General features: G+C 33.1%; 21 protein-coding genes, 1 riboswitch and 1 other annotated feature. All 21 genes read right to left on the reverse strand.

Annotated elements, in window-relative coordinates; all coding sequences use genetic code 11:
• Positions 1-22: 22 nt before the first annotated feature.
• Positions 23-1,309, reverse strand: a complete 1,287-nt coding sequence (gene hemL, locus NSS86_RS06960; protein ID WP_339302381.1) for a glutamate-1-semialdehyde 2,1-aminomutase — start codon at positions 1,307-1,309, stop codon at positions 23-25.
• A 47-nt stretch (positions 1,310-1,356) separates the two neighbouring features.
• Positions 1,357-2,331, reverse strand: coding sequence for a porphobilinogen synthase (gene hemB, locus NSS86_RS06965; RefSeq protein ID WP_000667126.1), 975 nt, complete (start codon positions 2,329-2,331; stop codon positions 1,357-1,359).
• 2 nt (positions 2,332-2,333) lie between these two features.
• Complete coding sequence (locus tag NSS86_RS06970) at positions 2,334-3,002, reverse strand: uroporphyrinogen-III synthase (protein WP_000805951.1); 669 nt, start codon at positions 3,000-3,002, stop codon at positions 2,334-2,336.
• A gap of 21 nt (positions 3,003-3,023) precedes the next feature.
• Positions 3,024-3,950, reverse strand: coding sequence for a hydroxymethylbilane synthase (hemC, locus tag NSS86_RS06975; RefSeq protein ID WP_001230232.1), 927 nt, complete (start codon positions 3,948-3,950; stop codon positions 3,024-3,026).
• A gap of 41 nt (positions 3,951-3,991) precedes the next feature.
• Entirely contained in the window at positions 3,992-4,807 is an 816-nt protein-coding gene (locus NSS86_RS06980; protein ID WP_001157329.1) for a cytochrome c biogenesis protein, read from the reverse strand.
• Between the two features lie 21 nt (positions 4,808-4,828).
• A complete protein-coding gene (gene hemA / locus NSS86_RS06985) occupies positions 4,829-6,175 on the reverse strand; it encodes a glutamyl-tRNA reductase (RefSeq protein WP_000545451.1) in 1,347 nt (448 codons plus the stop codon).
• Between the two features lie 216 nt (positions 6,176-6,391).
• The gene (gene yihA / locus NSS86_RS06990) at positions 6,392-6,982 is read right to left on the reverse strand and encodes a ribosome biogenesis GTP-binding protein YihA/YsxC (RefSeq protein ID WP_000867697.1); all 591 of its coding nucleotides are present in this window, start codon (positions 6,980-6,982) and stop codon (positions 6,392-6,394) included.
• Between the two features lie 153 nt (positions 6,983-7,135).
• Positions 7,136-8,398 (reverse strand): ATP-dependent Clp protease ATP-binding subunit ClpX, encoded by a 1,263-nt coding sequence (gene clpX / locus NSS86_RS06995; protein WP_000472302.1) that lies wholly within the window; start codon positions 8,396-8,398, stop codon positions 7,136-7,138.
• A gap of 150 nt (positions 8,399-8,548) precedes the next feature.
• Positions 8,549-9,850 (reverse strand): trigger factor, encoded by a 1,302-nt coding sequence (gene tig / locus NSS86_RS07000; RefSeq protein WP_000127573.1) that lies wholly within the window; start codon positions 9,848-9,850, stop codon positions 8,549-8,551.
• 47 nt (positions 9,851-9,897) lie between these two features.
• Positions 9,898-10,008, reverse strand: a complete 111-nt coding sequence (locus tag NSS86_RS07005) for a hypothetical protein (RefSeq protein WP_001790560.1) — start codon at positions 10,006-10,008, stop codon at positions 9,898-9,900.
• A gap of 4 nt (positions 10,009-10,012) precedes the next feature.
• Positions 10,013-10,942, reverse strand: a complete 930-nt coding sequence (locus NSS86_RS07010; protein ID WP_001280022.1) for a hypothetical protein — start codon at positions 10,940-10,942, stop codon at positions 10,013-10,015.
• Positions 10,943-10,960: 18 nt separating this feature from the next.
• Positions 10,961-11,569, reverse strand: coding sequence for an NUDIX domain-containing protein (locus tag NSS86_RS07015; RefSeq protein ID WP_000032657.1), 609 nt, complete (start codon positions 11,567-11,569; stop codon positions 10,961-10,963).
• 141 nt (positions 11,570-11,710) lie between these two features.
• On the reverse strand, positions 11,711-12,067 hold the full coding sequence (gene rplT / locus NSS86_RS07020; RefSeq protein ID WP_001138360.1) for a 50S ribosomal protein L20: 357 nt from the start codon (positions 12,065-12,067) through the stop codon (positions 11,711-11,713).
• A gap of 46 nt (positions 12,068-12,113) precedes the next feature.
• Complete coding sequence (rpmI, locus tag NSS86_RS07025; RefSeq protein ID WP_001125540.1) at positions 12,114-12,314, reverse strand: 50S ribosomal protein L35; 201 nt, start codon at positions 12,312-12,314, stop codon at positions 12,114-12,116.
• A gap of 28 nt (positions 12,315-12,342) precedes the next feature.
• A complete protein-coding gene (infC, locus tag NSS86_RS07030; RefSeq protein ID WP_001791162.1) occupies positions 12,343-12,870 on the reverse strand; it encodes a translation initiation factor IF-3 in 528 nt (175 codons plus the stop codon).
• A gap of 28 nt (positions 12,871-12,898) precedes the next feature.
• Positions 12,899-13,024, reverse strand: a sequence feature (ribosomal protein L20 leader region).
• 74 nt (positions 13,025-13,098) lie between these two features.
• Entirely contained in the window at positions 13,099-14,592 is a 1,494-nt protein-coding gene (locus NSS86_RS07035) for an amino acid permease (protein ID WP_000049145.1), read from the reverse strand.
• 144 nt (positions 14,593-14,736) lie between these two features.
• Positions 14,737-14,912: riboswitch (Lysine riboswitch) on the reverse strand.
• A 105-nt stretch (positions 14,913-15,017) separates the two neighbouring features.
• The gene (thrS, locus tag NSS86_RS07040) at positions 15,018-16,955 is read right to left on the reverse strand and encodes a threonine--tRNA ligase (protein WP_000435132.1); all 1,938 of its coding nucleotides are present in this window, start codon (positions 16,953-16,955) and stop codon (positions 15,018-15,020) included.
• A gap of 197 nt (positions 16,956-17,152) precedes the next feature.
• Positions 17,153-17,275 (reverse strand): hypothetical protein, encoded by a 123-nt coding sequence (locus NSS86_RS07045; RefSeq protein WP_001790562.1) that lies wholly within the window; start codon positions 17,273-17,275, stop codon positions 17,153-17,155.
• A gap of 92 nt (positions 17,276-17,367) precedes the next feature.
• Positions 17,368-18,288 (reverse strand): primosomal protein DnaI, encoded by a 921-nt coding sequence (gene dnaI, locus NSS86_RS07050; RefSeq protein ID WP_000808621.1) that lies wholly within the window; start codon positions 18,286-18,288, stop codon positions 17,368-17,370.
• Positions 18,288-19,688: a replication initiation and membrane attachment family protein gene (locus NSS86_RS07055; RefSeq protein WP_000533479.1), complete on the reverse strand. Its 1,401-nt coding sequence runs from the start codon at positions 19,686-19,688 to the stop codon at positions 18,288-18,290. The genes dnaI and NSS86_RS07055 overlap by 1 nt, the downstream gene beginning before the upstream one ends.
• Positions 19,689-20,159 carry a transcriptional regulator NrdR gene (nrdR, locus tag NSS86_RS07060; protein WP_000650082.1) on the reverse strand — a complete coding sequence of 157 codons (471 nt, stop codon included), beginning with the start codon at positions 20,157-20,159 and terminating at the stop codon, positions 19,689-19,691.
• Positions 20,160-20,164: the final 5 nt, after the last annotated feature.

Raw genomic sequence — 20,164 nt, forward strand, 5'->3', positions numbered from 1 at the left:
GGCTCTCAATTTGTCCGTATATTTATTTTACAATACGACTTAAAGCCGTATCAAATGCTTGAATCGTTTTTTCAATATCTTCTTTCGTGTGTGCCGTAGATAAGAATGTACCTTCAAATTGAGATGGTGGTAAAAACACACCTTCTTTTGCCATTTCTCGATACATTTCTGCAAATAATTTCAAATCACTTTTATTCGCTTGTTCAAAATTAGTTACAGGTCCTTCATTTAAGAAATAACCAATCATTGAACCTGCTCTATTTACAGTTATTGGTACATTGTGTTTAGCAAATACACGCTTTAAACCGTCTTCAAGTATATCGCCTAACATATTAAAATACTCATATGTCTCTGGCGTTAATTGGCTTAACGTTTCATAACCACTTGTCATTGCAAGAGGATTTCCTGATAACGTACCCGCTTGATAAATATTTCCTAATGGTGCTATATGATCCATGATTTCTTTTTTACCACCAAAAGCACCTACAGGTAGTCCTCCACCGATAACTTTTCCTAAGCAAGTTAAATCTGGTGTCACACCAAAGTAACCTTGTGCACAATGATAACCGACTCTGAAACCAGTCATTACTTCATCGAAAATTAGCAATGCGCCGTATTCAGTCGTAATATCTCTTAATCCCTGTAAAAAACCTTCAATCGGTGGTACGACACCCATATTACCAGCAACAGGTTCTACGATTACACCAGCAATATCGTCTCCAAATTTTTCGAAAGCGATTTTAAGTGCATCTAAATCATTGTATGGAACTGTAATTGTATTTTTAGCAATACCTTCAGGCACACCAGGAGAATCCGGCAATCCTAATGTTGCCACCCCAGAACCAGCTTTGATTAATAACGAATCACTATGACCATGATAGCAACCTTCAAATTTCACAATTTTATTTCTGCCAGTATAACCACGTGCTAATCTTAAAGTATCCAATGTAGCTTCTGTACCAGATGACACCATACGCACTTTTTCTATTGAAGGTACTCGGTCAATAACGAGCTGCGCCAATTTATTTTCAAGTAATGTTGATGCACCAAAACTTGTACCTTTATCAATTGCTTCATGTAAATAACTAATAACTTGAGGGTCTCTATGTCCTAAAATAAGCGGCCCCCAACTTAGTACATAGTCGATATACTCGTTACCATCGATATCATAAATTTTTGAGCCTTTACCGTGATCCATAAAAATTGCTGGTGTATCTACTGATTTAAATGCGCGTACTGGACTATTTACACCACCAGGCATTAAAGTTTCAGCAACCTTCATTGCTTCTTCTGATTTCGTATATCTCATAAAGTAAATTCCTCCTATAGTTTATGGAAAATCATACATATAAAACCTTATTTATCTAAATAGCGACAAATGTCCTTTGCAAAATACGTAATAATCATATCAGCACCTGCACGTTTCATTGAAACCATTTGTTCCATAACGACACGTTCTTCATCTATCCAACCATTTTGTGCCGCTGCTTTAGTCATACTATATTCTCCACTCACATTATATGCAACAACTGGAACATTCGTATGATTTTTAACATCTCGAACTATGTCTAAATAACTTAGAGCAGGTTTAACAATCATCATGTCGCACCCTTCTTTAAGATCACTTTCTAATTCACGAAGTGCTTCCAAACGGTTAGCAGGGTCCATCTGATACGTTTTTCTATCCCCAAATGATGGCGCTGAATCTGCTGCATCTCTAAAAGGTCCAAAGAAACTTGATGCATACTTGACACCATAACTCATTATAGGAATATTGTAATAGCCGGCTTCATCTAATCCACGACGAATTTCAGCAACAAAACCATCCATCATATTACTTGGCGCAATAATATCAGCACCAGCTTCCACTTGAGAAATTGCTGTTTTAACAAGTAGTGGCAATGATTTATCATTGTCAACGTCATGTGTATGGTCATCAATCACGCCACAATGACCATGATCAGTATATTCACATAAACAAGTGTCTGCAACAATTAATAAGTCATCATACATTTTTTTAGCAATACGTGTTGCCTGTTGAATAACACCATCGTGAATGTATGCACCAGTACCTATATCATCTTTTGAGTTTGGAACACCGAAAAACATAATGGCACGTATGCCTAAGTCATAAGCTTCTTTTAATTCACTTTCAAGTAAATTCAAACTGATTTGGTATACACCTGGCAATGACTTAATTTCTTTTTTCACATCGTCTTTTTCAACTACAAAAATTGGATATATTAAATCTTCTTTTCTTACATGATTCTCTCTAACCATATCTCTCATTGTCGCTGATGATCTCAATCTTCTATGTCTATCAAATTTCATTTTTAGCCCCTACTTTCTAAAATCTTTTCAATTAGTGATTCGAGTGTTTGAATTTCTGCAATTGTTACTGGTTGTTGATATGTTTTAATGGTCCGTGCTGTTTGTTCTCCAATAGCAAAATACGACTTGAATTTTGGTACAAATCCTTCATTAAAATAATAACGTACTGCCGACGAACTTGAAAATGTTAATGCATCGATTTGTTGATGTTCTATCATTTCTTTAACATCTTGTATATTTTGTTTGTTAGGCACTGAAGTATATAAATCTATTTTAACAACTTCATTATCTTTAGATAACGCTGCTAATAACAATGGTCTCGCCAATTCACTCGAAGGCAAAAGTATTTTTTGGTTAGTTTGATTAAATGATTTTAAAAATCCTTCTTGAGAAAAGTCGTTTGGCATAAAATCAACTCGAATGCCAAGTGATTCACAATATTGCGCTGTCTTACTTCCTATCACAGCAATGTTATCAACATTAATTCCTTTTAGATATTTATAAAAGAATTTCACAGCATTTTTAGATGAAAAAATAAGCCAGTCATAGCGTTGATTTAACAAATGAATATCAAAATTTAGTGGCTTTATATCAATAAAGGGTTTGTGAATAATTGATACTAAATCACTTTGCATGTCATTTGTTTGTGTCATAACTACAACTGGCTTCATATTTAAACGTCACTCCATTATTTAATGTTGTTCATTTAAGCGTTTTATAATTTCATAAGCACCTTGCTCTTTTAATTTGTTACTCACTGTTTTGCCTAACTCAACCGGATCTGTTCCGTTCATTGTATATTCAAATCGTTCTTTACCATCTGGGGTCATAATTAAACCTGTAAATTCGATTTCTTTTTGATCTGAGATTGTAGCATATCCTGCGATTGGCACCTGACAACTACCATCCATTTCTGCTAAAAACGTTCGTTCAGCAGTCACACATTTTGCAACCTCATCATTATGTACTTTGCTTAATAATGTTAATAGTTCTTCATCGTCACTACGACATTCTATCCCTAAAGCACCTTGTCCGATTGCAGGTAACAATGTATCTCTATCAAGATAAGATGTTACAATATCATCTGACCAGCCCATTCTTCTTAAACCAGCTGCAGCTAAAATAATCGCATCATAATCTTCAGTTTGTAACTTTTCTAATCGTGTATCTATATTACCTCTAATCCATTTAATCTCTAAATTAGGATACTTAGATAATATTTGTGCACCACGACGTAATGAACTAGTACCAATAATACTGCCTTCTGGCAATTGGGATAGTGGTGTATGTGTTTTAGAAATATACGCATCAAAAGGTAATTCTCTATCAGGGATACAACCTAATGTTAAACCTTCCGGAATTACACTTGGTACGTCTTTAAGCGAGTGTATTGCCATATCGATATTTTTTTCAAAAAGTTCATGTTGTATTTCTTTAACAAATAAGCCTTTGCCTCCGACTTTAGACAATTGTTTATCTACTATACGATCGCCTTTCGTGACAATTTCTTTAATTTCAATTTCTAGATTTGGCTCGACAGCTTTTAATTTATTAATAAATTGCTGGCTTTGTGTTAAAGCTAATTTACTTCTTCTGGAGCCAACGACTAATTTACGCATGTTCAATTCCTCCTAGGAACGGATTGCTCTAGATTATTTTCTCAATTCACAAAATGTGTTGCAAAAAATAAATTAATCATATTTAAGCAAAATAAAATAATGTTATAGTATATTAAATACCTTGAATTCAACCATTTGTTGATTCTAAGCAATATATAACTTCCATATAATACTGTAATAATTGAAGAGAGTATTACCTTCGGGTCAATGAATATACGTTCACCAACTGAAATTACACCCCACTGTGTACCTAAAATAATACTAAATATGAGAATTATCCACCCACTTAACGTTGAGTAAAACACAATTGATTCAAGTGTAGCAACGCTACCTATTCTAAAGTATTTTTGATCAAAACGTTTTTCCTTCAAATTACGGTATTGCATGATATACAGTAATGCATTGACAAAAGCTAAGGCAAAGAAGACATAACTTAACACAGCTAGACCGATATGGACTAACAGTAACTCGTCTACAACAGCAATTTTCTGAACCTTATTAGTATAATGTGTCGGTTGAAATGTATTCATCCCTAAAAGTGTTAACCCTATTAAATTCAAGAAAAACACAGAGAAATTCAATACTTTGATAAGGTTAAGAATTAAAGAGATTGAAATAATCAGCCAACTTAAAGTATAGAATACATCTGAAATAGACCCTAATGGAATATGTCTAGTTTGTATAATAAAAATAGATAAAGAGATTGTTTGTAAAACCCAAACAATCCCCAATAAATATATGCCTAAACTTCTAATCTTATGACTTTTTTGGACAAAATCATAAAAATAGCAAATGATACTGATTAAGTATATTAATAATATAATTTCATTGAATCGAATAAACAGGTTTTCTTGCATATTATCACCATATTAATATGCTTATTCAAAACTAAAGATACGTCGCGCTGAAATTTCCTTGACCTTGCTTTCTTTTTGTTGCTTCGCTTGCTCATGAGGACATTCAGCTTCGATATCAAATATATTTTGAAATAGCTCTAATTTTTCATTACTTTTCTTATCACTACTTAATTCTTTGGCCTGTTTAATAGGATCTTTCAACATTTGATTGATGATACTTTTTGTATGTTTAGATATAATTTTACGTTCTCTTTCGCTTAACCCTGGCAATTTACGATCAATACTGTCCATCGTTTCTGCTTGAATTGCCATAGCTTTTTCACGTAAAGCTCTAATCACTGGAACAACACCCAACATACTAATCCACTCATTGTGTGCATGTATTTCTGCAGGAATTTGTTCCGAAATTGTTGCAGCCGCTAATTGTCGCTCACGTAAGTTTGCATCAACTAAACCTTTTAAGTCATCAACATCATAATTAAAGATGTTTGTGATGGCACTAATACCAGGTTCAATATCTCGAGGAACTGCAATATCAATCAATACTAGTGAATCTTGCTTTCTATTTTCTGCAATTCTTTCTATCATTTCATTTGTAATGATATAAGATTGTGCACTCGTTGAACTAATCACAATATCTGCACTTTCAAGTAAATTTGGTAATGATGATAGTTCATCATATTTCACTTGATGCTTTGCTGCTAATTTCATAGCATTTTCAATTGTTCTATTTACTACTGTAATATCAGTAATTCCAGAACCAAGAAGATTTAATAGTGATAATTCACTCATTTCCCCTGCACCAATAATGATAGCTTGCTTACTTTTCAATTTGCCAAATACTTTTTTCGCCAACTCGACCGCAGCATAAGACACACTTACAGCATTATCAGCTATATCTGTTTCATTATGTGCTCTTTTTGCAAAAGTAATTGCCTGTTTAAATAGATGATTAAAAATTGTTCCTGTCGTACCTGTGCTTTGCGCTAAGAAAAATGCATCTCTTATTTGACCTAAAATTTGAGTTTCTCCAAGTACGATTGAATCTAAACCAGAAGTGACACGCAATAAATGTTCTACTGCTTCGTCCCCCACTTTTACTTCTGACATTGCTTTAATATCATCTACTTCAAATCCAAATGCACGAGCTAGAAATCGTTGAATATAGTAACGACCTGTGTGAATTTGATCAACAACAGCATATACTTCAGTTCGATTACATGTTGATAATATGACATTTTCTAAAATAGATTTAGTTTCATATAAATCTTCATGGGCAATTCGTAAGGCATCATCTCTAAAAGCAACTTGCTCTCTTAGTGCAACATCAGCTGTGCGATGATTTATACTAATTGCAATAAAATGCATTTGAAACGCCCCCATATATACTAACAATACAAATATTATAACATAATTTAAAATCCAATTAAGTACGATGCTTAAATAAATTATAATCTTTCTAATTTACTTTTGAGTTTTTGACAAAATGATGAACGTTGAAAAATGTTATCAATTGTGTACTAATTAAAAGTTTCGTGCTTACATTATTTTTAAAATTTTTGTATAAGTTTTGTCGTACAAAAACTATGAAATATACGGTTCAATTAAATTCCATATTTGTTGTTGTTTATTATTTTGAATTGATGAATAACTTACAATTGTATCGTCTGGGTCCATATCTAATTGTGTCTTAATATTTTTAATATGCTTTTGAACTTTACCTTTTGGAATTTTGTCTTCTTTAGTGCATATAACTAAAGTAGGAATATCAAAATGTTTCAAATAATTGTACATTAAGATATCATCTTGTGTTGGATCATGTCTTAAATCAACTAATTGAATAACTAATTGCAAATTCTCTCTCTTAGTTATATATTCCTCAATCATTTTCCCAAATTTTTCACGTTGTGTTTTACTTACTTTAGCATATCCATACCCTGGAACATCCACAAAAATAAGTTGTTCATCTATATTATAAAAATTTAACGTTTGCGTTTTGCCGGGTTGCTGTGATGTACGTGCCATATTTTTTCTGCCAATCATACTATTGATAAATGTAGACTTACCTACATTAGATCGACCGCTCAGTGCAACTTCAGACAATTCTGTTTCTGGATATTGTTCTTCTTTTACTGCACTAATGATTAATTCAATATTATTAGGATTAACTTTCATTTTATATCCTCACTTTTTTATATTCTCTTTCAACTCTACCATTATATAATATTTGAACCTTTCGGTATACATTATAAAAAAGCTCCGATCAAAGTTAAACTATTTGAGCGTCAACTTTGATTGGAGCTTTTCACTTTTATAACACATCAATGATTAAGCTGATGTTTTACTATTATTAATTAAATTGCCTTCTGCGTCGTATAGTTCTGGTTCAGTTTCTTCATTAATTGTTTGTGCTGTAATAACTACCTTCGTTACATTTTCGTTAGAAGGCACATCAAACATAATATCGATTAACGATTCTTCTATGATTGAACGTAAACCACGCGCACCTGTTTTTCTTTCAATTGCTTTTTCACTAATTGCTGATAAAGCTTCTTCAGTGAACTCTAAATCCACATCATCTAATTCCAGCATTTTAGTATATTGTTTCACAAGTGCATTTTTAGGTTGCGTTAAGATGTTTTTCAACGCAGTTACATCTAATGTTTCTAAATTAGCTACAATTGGCACACGTCCGATAAATTCAGGAATCAAACCATAGGCTTGCAAATCTTCTGGGCGAATTTGTGCTAATAATGCTTGTTCGTCATATTTATCAGCTTCATTGCTTGAGAAACCAATAACTTTTTCACCAAGACGGCGCTTAATCACTTCTTCAATACCATCAAAGGCACCACCAAGAATAAATAAGATATTTGTTGTATCAATTTGAATCATTTCTTGGTTTGGATGTTTGCGTCCACCTTGTGGCGGAACACTTGCAGTCGTACCTTCTAAGATTTTAAGCAATGCTTGTTGAACACCTTCACCTGAAACGTCACGTGTTATAGATGTGTTTTCAGATTTACGTGCAATTTTATCAATTTCATCTACATAAATAATACCTTTTTCGGCTTTATCAATGTCAAAGTCAGCTGCTTGAATTAATCTCAACAAGATATTTTCAACATCATCGCCTACATAACCAGCTTCAGTTAAACTTGTCGCATCTGCAATTGCAAATGGTACATTCAACGTCTTGGCTAATGTTTGAGCTAATAATGTTTTACCACTACCTGTTGGCCCAATTAATGCAATGTTACTTTTTTGTAATTCAACATCATCTTCTTTTGGTCCTAATTGTTGAATACGCTTATAGTGGTTATAAACAGCTACAGCTAAAGATTTTTTAGCTTTTTCTTGACCAATAACATATTCGTTTAAATGATCCATAATTTCTTTAGGAGTAGGTAATTCTGTCATCGCTTCAGAAGTGTTTTGAGCTAATTCTTCTTCGACGATTTCTGAGCATAATTCAATACACTCATTACAAATATATACACCACTTCCTGCTACAAGTTTTTTTACTTGATCTTGGTCTTTTCCGCAGAAAGAGCATTTCAAATTTTCTTCATCTTCATTGAATTTAAACATTCTTTTTACACCCCTATTCGTTAAAGACTATACTAGATTGGATATTACAATGCAACATATTAACATACAAACTTTTTGCTTAAAGAATAGTAGCAGATACATAAGCTATGCATCTGCTACTCATTTTTGTAATTTAATATTTAATGAAGATTAATCTTCTTTAGTTCCTTCAACGAACTTTGCGTTATCTCTTAATAAATCGATAACTTTTTGGATACGAACATCATTTTTAATGATATCAGTATTACCTAAAGTATTTTTGATATCTTCAACTGAGATATTAAATTGTTTACTCATTTTTTCTAATTCTTTATCGATATCTTCATCAGTAGCTTCGATTTTTTCAGCTTCAGCGATCGCAGTTAAAGTTAAGTTAGTTTTAACACGTTGTTCTGCATCGTCTTTCATTTGCTCTCTTAATTGAGTTTCATCTTGACCTGAGATTTGGAAGTACGTTTGTAAATCTAAACCTTGTTGTTGAATTCTTTGTGCAAATTCAGACACCATACGATCTAATTCAGTATTAACCATTGCTTCAGGAATATCGATTGTTGTATTATCAGTAGCTTTTGTAATCGCTTCTTCTTTTTCAACATTTTCAGCATCTGTAGCTTTTTGTTCAGCTAAACGTTTACGTAAGTTTTCTTTGTACTCGTCTACTGTATTTGCTTCTGCATCTAATTCATTAGCAATTTCATCTGTTAATTCTGGAACTTCTTTAAATTTAATTTCGTTAACTTTTGTTTTGAAAGTTGCTTCTTTACCAGCTAATTCTTCAGCATGGTATTCTTCTGGGAATGTTACGACAACATCTTTTTCTTCGTCAACTTTCATACCTTCTAATTGCTCTTCGAAACCAGGTATGAATGAACCTGAACCGATTTCTAAATCGTAACCTTCAGCTTGTCCACCTTCGAATTCTTCTCCGTCAACTGAACCACTAAAGTCAATGTTAACTGTGTCGCCATTTTCAACAACACCATCTTCTTTAACTACCATTTCAGCTAAATGTCCTAAGCTGTGGTCAATCGCTTCTTGTAACTCATCATCAGATAATTCAGTTTCTTGTTTTTCAATTTCAAGACCTTTATAGTCTCCTAATTTAACTTCTGGCTCAACTGTAACTGTTGCTTCAAAAATGAAATCTTTACCTTTTTCAATTTGAGTAACACTTACTTCTGGTTGTGCAACTGGTTTAATATCAGTTTCGTCAATTGCTTCACCATAAGCATCTGGTAATAAAATGTCGATAGCATCTTGATATAATGCTTCTACACCAAAGCGTTGTTCAAAAATTGGACGTGGCACTTTACCTTTACGGAATCCAGGTACGTTAATTTGTTTAACCACTTTTTTGAATGCTTGATCTAACGCTTTGTTTACTTTTTCTGCAGGAACAGTAACAGTTAATAAACCTTCGTTACCTTCCTTTTTTTCCCAAGTTGCTGTCATGTATATATACCTCCATGATTAACTAATTTATTTTTTCAACTTCCCTATTATATCATAGGTCTATTCCCTATACAAACATTGAAATCACAACGTTTATATATTTGTAAATCAACTTTTTTCGTCAAAACTATATTAAAATGCTGAGTATTATTTTGCAACAATTTAACTATTATTATTCAAATCTAATTGCTGAATAAAATTAAATGCATCGATACTTTGTAATTCACATTTAAGTCCTAACATATTTTTGAAATAACATTCGTATGCATTAATCCATTTATTCGTTTCAAACAAAGTTTCAATATCAATTGGATAAATCATGATAGAGTGATTATTCATAATATGGTGTGCTTCTTCAGCGATATGTAATGCACCATCATTTAATGTTTCCATAACGTTAGGTATAACTTTTTCTTTCAGTGTTGTATGTTCTAGCCCATTTAAATTAGCTGGTACAAAAGTTACATCCATACCATACTTTTCAATTGTCAGTTCTTGTGTACAATTTGCAAACCTTAAATACTCAATCATTAAACTAATGAGGTTATAACTGTACGTATTAGATTTTAATATATATAATACCGTTTCTTGAAATTGAAAATGACCATTGTCTATTAACTTCAAAATCAAGTGCGTCTGTTCCCTCATTGATAACGTATCAAAATCAGTTAATGACTGAGTCAATCGTTTTTCATCTTCAATTAATTTTGACTTAGCAAATTCTTTAAGAGGATGTAATGCCATTCTTGTTTTGTGATCTTTGACTTCATCAATAATTTGATGAATTACTTCTACCGCTTCAAAATATTGTCCCAAACCAATCAAACTTTTCACGTAATAAATCATCAATGCATCATATTGTTGTATGCCAGTTTTCAATAAGACAATTGTTTCTTCTCTTAATTCAAGAAATGACCCCGTCTCATATAACATACGGCATTTCATCATTGCTATTTCTTCAGTGAGTTCAAATTGACGTTCATATTGCACAATATATTCATACATCAGGTCATAGTTTTGGTCTTGTTCAGCACGTTTTATATCTTTATATAACTTTTTCGAAGAGTTAGGAAACTGAATAATATCTGACATATATGTCACCTCGTTTGATTATAAATCTTGAAGGATTAATGCGCTCCACGTTTCGAAATCATCATATGACTCTATGTTGCCTTTTTCAACCCATTTTATTCGTAAAGTATCTGTTTCTTTAGCTTCTACATCATTCGTACTTACAGTGATTTTAAATACAACACCAATATGTACCTTGCCCACTTCATTATTATCGTCATTAATAAAACCGATATATTCCATATTTTGTGAATCTTGCTCACTTAAACCTACTTCTTCTTCTAATTCTCTCTGTGCATTAACTCTCAATACTTCGTTAATAGATTCTGCTCCTGGAACATCATTCATATGACCGCCTACACCTATTGAAGATTGTCCATGCAATCGAGCTTCTCCACCGCCAGATAATCGTTCATACACTAATATCTCGCCATGCTCATTTTCAAGTAAACAATAAGAAATGAGTTGTTTATATGATGGATCCTCTTCCATATCGCCGCGTCGCTTAACTTCATATTGACTTAGCGCATCAAAAATATTTTGACCTTCTGGTTTATTCTTATTTAAAAACCCATTGAAAGTATTCTTTTCATTATTAAAAATAATTTCTCTAGGTACTACAATGATTTGTTCATCAAATTTAGACATCGTATAAAACTCCTCACTTTAATGTTTGTTCTCTTAAATGCATTTTAGCAAATATGTCATATTTTAGCGATTAAATGTGGCATTTTGCTTTTTAAAAAATAAAAAAGAGATGACAATGCCATCTCTTTTTTATAAGTGTTATTATTTTAAAGCATCTTTAGCTTTAGTTACTAATTGAGCAAATGCTTTTTCGTCAGAAATTGCGATTTCTGATAACATTTTACGGTTAATGTCGATACCAGCTTTTTTCAAACCGTTCATTAAACGTGAGTAGCTCATTTCATGTTGACGAGCTGCTGCGTTGATACGTGTAATCCATAATTTACGGAAGTCACGTTTACGTTGACGACGGTCACGGAAAGCATATTGACCTGATTTCATTACTTGTTGCTTAGCTACTTTGTATAATGTATGTTTTGAACCGAAGTAACCTTTAGCTAATTTAATCGTTTTTTTACGACGCGCTCTTGTTACTGTTCCACCTTTAACTCGTGGCATAAAAAATTCCTCCTTAGGTAATTCCTACCGATTTCTGTATTTGTTCTTATTTTTTGTATGCTAATAATTGTTTTACACGTTTCATATCGCTCTTAGACACTAATCTAGCTTTACGTAATTGACGTTTTTGTTTAGTGCTCTTGTTTGCGAATAAGTGAGATGTGAAAGCTCTTGAACGTTTTAATTGACCTGAAGCAGTTCTTTTAACACGTTTAGCTGCTCCGCGGTGAGTTTTCATTTTTGGCATAATATAAGTCCTCCTGTAATAGCTTTAATTATTTTTCAGCTGTTGGCGCTAACATGATAAACATTTGACGCCCGTCCATTTTAGGTTTTTGTTCAACTGTTGCTATATCTTTGCATTCATCTGCATATTTTTCTAGCACACGTTGACCAATTTCCTTATGCGTAATGGCACGCCCTCTGAAACGAATAGATACTTTACATTTATCGCCTTTAGTTAAGAATTTACGTCCGTTTTTCAACTTAGTTTGGAAATCATGTTCCTCAATTGTTGGACTTAAACGAATTTCTTTAACATTGATAATTTTTTGTTTCTTTTTCATTTCTTTTTCTTTTTTCTGTTGTTCGAATTTGAATTTACCGTAATCCATAATTCTTGCAACTGGTGGTTTCGCATTCGGTGCAACGACCACTAAGTCTAAATCTACACGTTCAGCCATTTCTAAAGCTTCACGCTTTGATTTAACACCAATTTGTTCACCATCTTGACCGATTAAACGTAATTCTTTTGCACGAATTTTGTCATTGATTTGAGTTTGATCTTTTGCTATGGTTGACACCTCCAAAATTTTTACGAAATTTGCACCAAGCAAAAAGGAAGAGCAGGTATAAAATACCCGCTCTTCCTTATACACAGTTATGTGTAATGTGATTAACCTGCCAACTGCTTTATGCGTCGCTACAGGTGAGAAGCGGGTGCTTCTACTTGGTTCGTTTCGTATTCAACGTTGTTAATCATATCAACAATTCACATTTAAGTCAACACTATAACTGTAATTATTTTTATTTTAACCTTTTATTTCATCCATTGACACGTCTTGACGTAAATCTACTTGTTCTAATGGAATTTTTTTCGTTTTATATCGAAGCTTATGATAAATAAAGAATGCTAAAAATACTGGAATTCCCATATACGTAATTAAGAAGCGACTAAAATTAAAATCTCCTGTTTTAATAAAGTCAACATCTTGACCAATAATTACTACAATACATAAAAAGCCAGCAAATAATGGTCCGAATGGGAATAATTTAGCAGTATATTTTAATTTAGATTTGTCATAATTTTGTTTATCAAATGCTCTTCTAAATCGATAATGACTTACTGCTATACCTACCCAAGCAATAAAACCAGTTAAACCACTTGCTGCAACGATATATTCGTATGCACCTTTTGTAAGGCTTTGTAATACGAAAATAATCACTACAATGATTGCTGTAACGAGTAACGACATATATGGCACACCGTTTTTATTTGTTTTACCAAATGCTTCAAACGCTAATTTATCTTTACTCATTGAATATAGCATTCGGGTTGAAGCATACATACCTGAGTTACCTGCTGATAACACAGACGTTAAAATGACTGCATTCATAAATGATGCTGCAAACGCAAATCCAGCATTTTTAAACACTAATGTGAATGGAGACGTTGCTACATTATCACTACCACCCATTAATGCACTACTATCATAAGGAATTAACATACCGATAACAAAAATGGCTAAAATGTAAAATAATAAAATTCTCCAGAATACTTGTTTAATTGCTTTCGGCACAGCACGTTCAGGATTTTCTGATTCACCAGCCGTAATACCAATTAACTCAGTACCTTGGAATGAGAAACCAGCGATTAAGAATACACCTAGAATTGATAACAAACTTCCTCCTAAGTTGCCACCAAGAATAGGACCTTCACCTTTATTAAATATTTCAAATCCTACAACATGACCACCCATGATTCCTACAATCGTTAATAAACCAATTGCAATGAAAACAATAACTGTAATCACTTTTATCAATGCCAACCAGTATTCACTTTCACCATAGACGCGAACTGATAACGAATTCAGACTAAAAATTATAACTAAAAACAACGCACTCCATGCCCAAGCGGGTATGCCTTGCAATGGTGTCCAATATTGAATGACTTGTGCTGCAATCGTAATATCTGCTGCTACAGTTACTACCCAGTTAAACCAATAGTTCCAACCAAGCGCAAACCCTAAAGATGGATCAACAAATCTTGTAGCATATGTACTAAATGAACCTGATACTGGTAAATACGTAGCCATTTCACCAAGTGACGTCATTAAGAAAAATACCATTATTCCGATAATTGCGTATCCTATTAATGCACCCAAAGCACCTGCATCATGAATTGCTCCACCAGAAGTTACAAATAAACCTGTACCAATACAACCCCCAATCGCAATCATAGAAATATGACGATCTTTAAGTCCCCTTTTGACAACATTGTTACTTTCATTTTGAACTTTTGACATATAAGCTCCCTTTCCATGTTTTAGAGGCCAAGAAATAAATAACCTTTATTCACTTTCATACCCTTTTTTACAGAACATAGTGATATTAAAAGTAAAAAAGTGGCTACATACCTTTAAGATATGCAACCACTTTGGCAATTATCTATATAAGGTAGCACATCACATTCTGTGACAGTACAGTTCCTATTCGAAAACTGTCCCAATAGATATAATTTATGGTTTATATCTATTTCGGCATCTTTACCTTTCACTTGTTCAACTTATGTACCATAAATACTTCTGACAAGTTACTAATTAAACATGCAACCTCTAACTCAATTTAATATTTTAACTAACTTGTAATATACAGGATTCATCACGCATAATCAACCCTGTAAAACTTGATACGCAATAAAAGTTTTAAAGCATTTTATTGCGACAACTGTCTATCTATGTTTTTTCAAACGAATTTCATCAACTAGATTCCAGATAAATTCATCTTTTTCAACTGTTTCTTGGTCTTGCGATCCATATTGACGCACATTCACTTGATTATTTTCAACTTCCTTATCCCCAACTACGATTTGATAAGGTATTTTTTGCATTTGAGCTTCTCTGATTTTATAACCCATTTTTTCATTACGGTCATCAATACTTACACGAACACCTTGAGATTTCAATTCATCTTGCAATTGGCGCGCATAATCATAATGTAAATCAACGTTAACTGGAATGATTTGAACTTGTTTTGGCGCTAACCAAGTTGGGAATGCACCTTTAGTTTCTTCAGTTAAAAATGCTACAAATCGTTCCATTGTTGATACAACACCACGATGAATAACAACTGGACGATGATGTTCACCATCTTGACCAATATAAGTTAAATCAAAACGTTCTGGTAATAAGAAATCAAGTTGTGCTGTTGATAATGTCTCTTCTTTACCCATCGCTGTTTTAACTTGAACATCTAGTTTCGGACCATAGAATGCCGCTTCACCAATCGCTTCTTCGTACGATAAGCCAAGCTCATCCGCTGCCTCTTTAAGCATATTTTCAGCTTTATTCCACATGTCATCATCATCAAAGTACTTTTCTTTATCTTCAGGGTCTCTATAACTTAATCTAAAGCTATAATCCTCGAAACCAAAGTCTTTATACACATCAATAATCATGTTTACAACGCGTTTGAATTCTTCTTTAATTTGATCAGGTCGAACAAAGATATGTGAATCATTTAAAGTCATACCACGAACACGTTGTAATCCTGATACAGCACCACTTGCTTCATATCTATGCATCGTTCCTAGCTCAGCGATACGGATAGGTAATTCACGATATGAATGTGGTTTATTCGCATAAATCATCATATGATGTGGACAGTTCATTGGACGTAATACCATAGATTCAGTTTCATCTAACTGCATTGGTGGGAACATATCTTCTTGATAGTGATCCCAGTGACCAGATGTTTTGTATAAATCAACATTAGCAAGTACTGGTGTATAAACGTGGTCATAACCCATGCTCACCTCTTTATCAACAATGTAACGTTCAATTTCACGTCTAATTGTTGCACCGTTAGGTAACCATAATGGCAAACCAGCACCAACTAATTGGCTATTTGTGAATAATTCTAACTCTTTACCAATTTTACGATGATCACGTTCTTTACGCTCTTCTAACATTTGTAAATGTGCTTTTAATTCTTTTTTATCAAAGAAAGCAGTACCGTATATACGTTGTAACATTTTGTTGTTACTATCTCCACGCCAGTATGCACCTGCTGTAGATAATAGTTTAAACTCTTTAATTTTAGCTGTTGATGGAACGTGAACTCCACGACATAAATCAGTAAAATCACCTTGACTATATAATGTTACATTTTCATCTTCAGGAATCGCGTCGATTAATTCTAATTTGTATTCATCATTGCTGAATAACTCTTTCGCTTCATCTCGTGAAACCACTTTTCGTTCGATTTTCATATTTTCGTTAACGATTTGTTTCATTGTTTTTTCAATTTGTTCAAAGTCATCAGATGAGATGTTTTGGTCAATGTCGAAGTCATAGTAGAATCCACCTTCTATTACAGGACCTACACCAAATTTAACATTACCATATAACCTTTTAATCGCGTGTGCCATTAAATGTGCAGTAGAATGACGTAATACCTCTAACGCTTCTTCACTACCTGGTGTCACAATTTCAATTGATCCATCAGTTTCAAGCGGTTTAGTTAAATCTACAAGTTGCCCGTTAAATTTGCCGGCAACAGCTTTTTTACGTAATCCAGGACTAATTGATTGTGCTATATCTTCAGTAGTAGTACCTTTATCAAACGCCTTTTTATTACCATCTGGAAATTGAATATTAATTTGTTCCATGTTAAACCCTCCTATTTGATTTATAAATACTTTTATCTGACCTCGTTAAAAAATTGAACAACAATCATCGTTTTAACATTAAACCTATTAACAATAAACAGGGAATATATGACACCAACAAACATTTATGTCTGAAAAAAACAAAAAATCCCGCCCCTATACAAGGGACGAGATCGTCGTGGTACCACCCTAGTTATTTAATACAATTTATGTATTAAATATCTCTGCTTAAGATAACGGTCTTGATCCGGGTATTCATTACAAATACCATAAATGAAGTAGTAATCATCTAATTTATTAACCATATTCTCATCAAACAATGGCTTTCTGTGTAATATTGATTAGATCATCTTGTCTTCAATCATTTAAACGATTTAGATTTGTATTCATTATACACCAATCATTTTAAAATTCAATTGTTTCTGAAATTTTCTCCTGATAAAAAGTATGGTGTTGACAAAGATTTGACACGTTCAATAATACGTGCTGCTTTAGTCTTCTCTTCACCATCACGAGTCATCGCTAAATGATGTTCCAATTCACTATAGTCAAAATTAGAACTAAAGAATGTTGGTAATTCATGAACCATTCGATAGTGTAGCAAAGGTCCAATTACCTCATCTCTCACCCATGGAGTCACTTCTTCAGCCCCAATATCATCAAGCATTAAAATGTTTGCTTCTCTTACGCGATGTAATTTCTTTTCAAAAGAACCATCTTTAAAGCCACCTTTTAATGTTCTAATAAATTCCGGTAAATAAATAATTGTCGAACGTACCTTCTTAGATTTGAGCTGATTCGCAATTGCACCTAGAATAAAAGATTTACCTGTCCCAAATGGACCATAAAGGTAAAGGCCTTTCACTTGTTCCCCATTAGTTATTGCTGTACAAATATCATCTGCTGCCATAGCTACATCAAGACGGTCTCGATGATTCATATAAATATCTTTCAATTTGGCATTTAAAGTATCTCGTTGCATATGATGAGATGTAATTAGCTCAGCTTCAAAGCGTTCTTCGTCGTACTTGATTTTACATGGGCATTGTAAATAGCGTATTTTAATTCGGTTATTATCAACATATAACTCAGGCACATGCCCCTTTACGAAATTTGGACAATCAGCAAATTTATGACCGTCATAATGTTTTTGTTGATCTTTATACTCTTGTAACACATTTAAGTCTTCATCAATCATAGCATTCGTTAATTCAGCTCGATGCGCTTCCAAAAATTGCTTAACATCTGGGTCATTGATTACTTCTTTTTTTATCTTTTCTATTCTTTTTTCAAAGTCCTGCGACGTGTTAATTATACTTTTAAATTGCTTCATTATCGACTGTCCTCCTCCCATTTTTTAGATAATTTATCTAGAAATGCTTGTCGATCTTGCTCTAATTGTTGATCATCTACGCTATTATCTTTAGCCGAATCTTCTTCACTAGGTTTATCTCTATTTTCTAACCATTTAGGTGTTTTTTCTTTTGAAATACGATTACGTTGCCCATAGTATGAACCACGCTTTTGGTAATTTCCGCTAGAACCCTCATTTTTAGGTTGATTAACTTTTTTAGCGTAATTATATGCTTCTTTAGCTGTCTTAATACCTTTTTTCTTCCAATTTGATGCTATTTCCAAAATATACGCTTTAGGAAGTTTCATATCTTCTTTTAACATGACAAATTGCAACAAAATATTAATGACGCCAAAAGACATTTTTTCACGTTCAATTAATTCTTCAACCATTGTCTTTTGCGATATAGTTGGTTCTGATTCAGACCAAGAAGCTAACATATCAATTGGACTCGTTTGTTCAAGTAACTCAAACCATTCATCACTTTGTGGCTTTGGATTCACTTCTGAAGATTTGCCCGTCGAAGATGATGTAGCAGGAGATTTCACCTGTAATTTAGGCATTTGATTTTCGTGTTCCATTAAATAATACGAGCGTGCTTGTTTACGCATTTCTTCAAAGGATAACTGTTGTCCACTTGTAATTGAATTTAAAATAACATGCTTCATGCCATCTGCTGTTAAACCATATAAAGTCGCGAGTTGTGTAATTAAACGCTTTGCATCTTTGGTAACAATGTCTTGACTAATAAAATGTTTACCTAACATTTGTCTCAACATTTCAAAGTCAAAAGATTCATTTGATAAATCGATACCTTGGTACGGTTCATTAATCGGAATATCACTTGTATCGATATCTATTTTTGTAGACGGCACTTTAAAAACATCAGTAAATTGTCTTGTTACCTGTTTAAATTCACTCAAATCAATTTGTTGATACTCAAAGTATTTCTTCAACTCATGAAATCGACGATGCTCGACTTCACTATATAAAAAGATTGACAACATTGGATCATTAAAAAATAAATGTGCTGAAGGCGGTTGAATTAATTGGTAAACAAATTGTGTTTCTTGTTCATCATGTTTGACAAACGCCTTTAACAATCCAATCGCTTCAAGTAAGTCCATTTGTTGTCTAAACTCTAGTAAATTAATTTTAAGTTCATTCATAAAAATATAATGAGAAAGAATCAATGTTTCATTATGACTGTCTTTAACGAATTGAGTCATAAAATGATATAAACCCACTGCTTGCGTTCCAATTAGCGGTGTATACAGTCGATTCAATACCTCTAAATGATTCGTATTTAAATCAAAGTGTTGCATAACTTTGAATTGATCCTTTGGTCTTAAGCCGAATTCGAAGGCTTGTCGTCCCATTTAAGCATCACTCCGTTTGTTTTCGCTTAAAATCCCTTGCATCGATGCTAACAATTGATCAACATCTTTAAATTCTTTATAGACTGATGCAAATCTAACATATGAAACTTGATCAACATGCATTAACAAGTTCATAACGTGTTCACCTATATCTCGTGAAGACACTTCCGTATGACCTTCATCTCGTAATTGCCATTCAACCTTGTTTGTTATGTCTTCAAGTTGTTGATATCTAACTGGTCGTTTCTCACAAGAACGCACAAGTCCATTAAGTATTTTTTCTCTTGAAAACTGCTCTCTTGTGCCATCTTTTTTCACAACTATAAGCTGACTAACTTCGATATGTTCAAATGTAGTGAAACGTGTTCCACAATTTTCACATTCTCTTCGTCTTCGAATGGCATTTAATTCATCGGCATGCCTTGAATCTACAACTTTAGATTGTGTAGAATTACATTTCGGGCATTTCATTACAT

Origin of the sequence: Staphylococcus sp. FSL W8-0056, from assembly GCF_037963075.1 — a bacterium.
Taxonomy (GTDB): domain Bacteria; phylum Bacillota; class Bacilli; order Staphylococcales; family Staphylococcaceae; genus Staphylococcus; species Staphylococcus aureus.

Bases quoted from the DNA above. Each gene is read 5' to 3' on its own strand.
- hemL (WP_339302381.1), bottom strand. From the start codon at position 1,309: ATGAGATATACGAAATCAGAAGAAGCAATGAAGGTTGCTGAAACTTTA.
- hemB (WP_000667126.1), bottom strand. From the start codon at position 2,331: ATGAAATTTGATAGACATAGAAGATTGAGATCATCAGCGACAATGAGA.
- NSS86_RS06970 (WP_000805951.1), bottom strand. From the start codon at position 3,002: ATGAAGCCAGTTGTAGTTATGACACAAACAAATGACATGCAAAGTGAT.
- hemC (WP_001230232.1), bottom strand. From the start codon at position 3,950: ATGCGTAAATTAGTCGTTGGCTCCAGAAGAAGTAAATTAGCTTTAACA.
- NSS86_RS06980 (WP_001157329.1), bottom strand. From the start codon at position 4,807: ATGCAAGAAAACCTGTTTATTCGATTCAATGAAATTATATTATTAATA.
- hemA (WP_000545451.1), bottom strand. From the start codon at position 6,175: ATGCATTTTATTGCAATTAGTATAAATCATCGCACAGCTGATGTTGCA.
- yihA (WP_000867697.1), bottom strand. From the start codon at position 6,982: ATGAAAGTTAATCCTAATAATATTGAATTAATCATTAGTGCAGTAAAA.
- clpX (WP_000472302.1), bottom strand. From the start codon at position 8,398: ATGTTTAAATTCAATGAAGATGAAGAAAATTTGAAATGCTCTTTCTGC.
- tig (WP_000127573.1), bottom strand. From the start codon at position 9,850: ATGACAGCAACTTGGGAAAAAAAGGAAGGTAACGAAGGTTTATTAACT.
- NSS86_RS07010 (WP_001280022.1), bottom strand. From the start codon at position 10,942: ATGTCAGATATTATTCAGTTTCCTAACTCTTCGAAAAAGTTATATAAA.
- NSS86_RS07015 (WP_000032657.1), bottom strand. From the start codon at position 11,569: ATGTCTAAATTTGATGAACAAATCATTGTAGTACCTAGAGAAATTATT.
- rplT (WP_001138360.1), bottom strand. From the start codon at position 12,067: ATGCCACGAGTTAAAGGTGGAACAGTAACAAGAGCGCGTCGTAAAAAA.
- rpmI (WP_001125540.1), bottom strand. From the start codon at position 12,314: ATGCCAAAAATGAAAACTCACCGCGGAGCAGCTAAACGTGTTAAAAGA.
- NSS86_RS07035 (WP_000049145.1), bottom strand. From the start codon at position 14,592: ATGTCAAAAGTTCAAAATGAAAGTAACAATGTTGTCAAAAGGGGACTT.
- thrS (WP_000435132.1), bottom strand. From the start codon at position 16,955: ATGGAACAAATTAATATTCAATTTCCAGATGGTAATAAAAAGGCGTTT.
- dnaI (WP_000808621.1), bottom strand. From the start codon at position 18,288: ATGAAGCAATTTAAAAGTATAATTAACACGTCGCAGGACTTTGAAAAA.
- NSS86_RS07055 (WP_000533479.1), bottom strand. From the start codon at position 19,688: ATGGGACGACAAGCCTTCGAATTCGGCTTAAGACCAAAGGATCAATTC.
- nrdR (WP_000650082.1), bottom strand. From the start codon at position 20,159: ATGAAATGCCCGAAATGTAATTCTACACAATCTAAAGTTGTAGATTCA.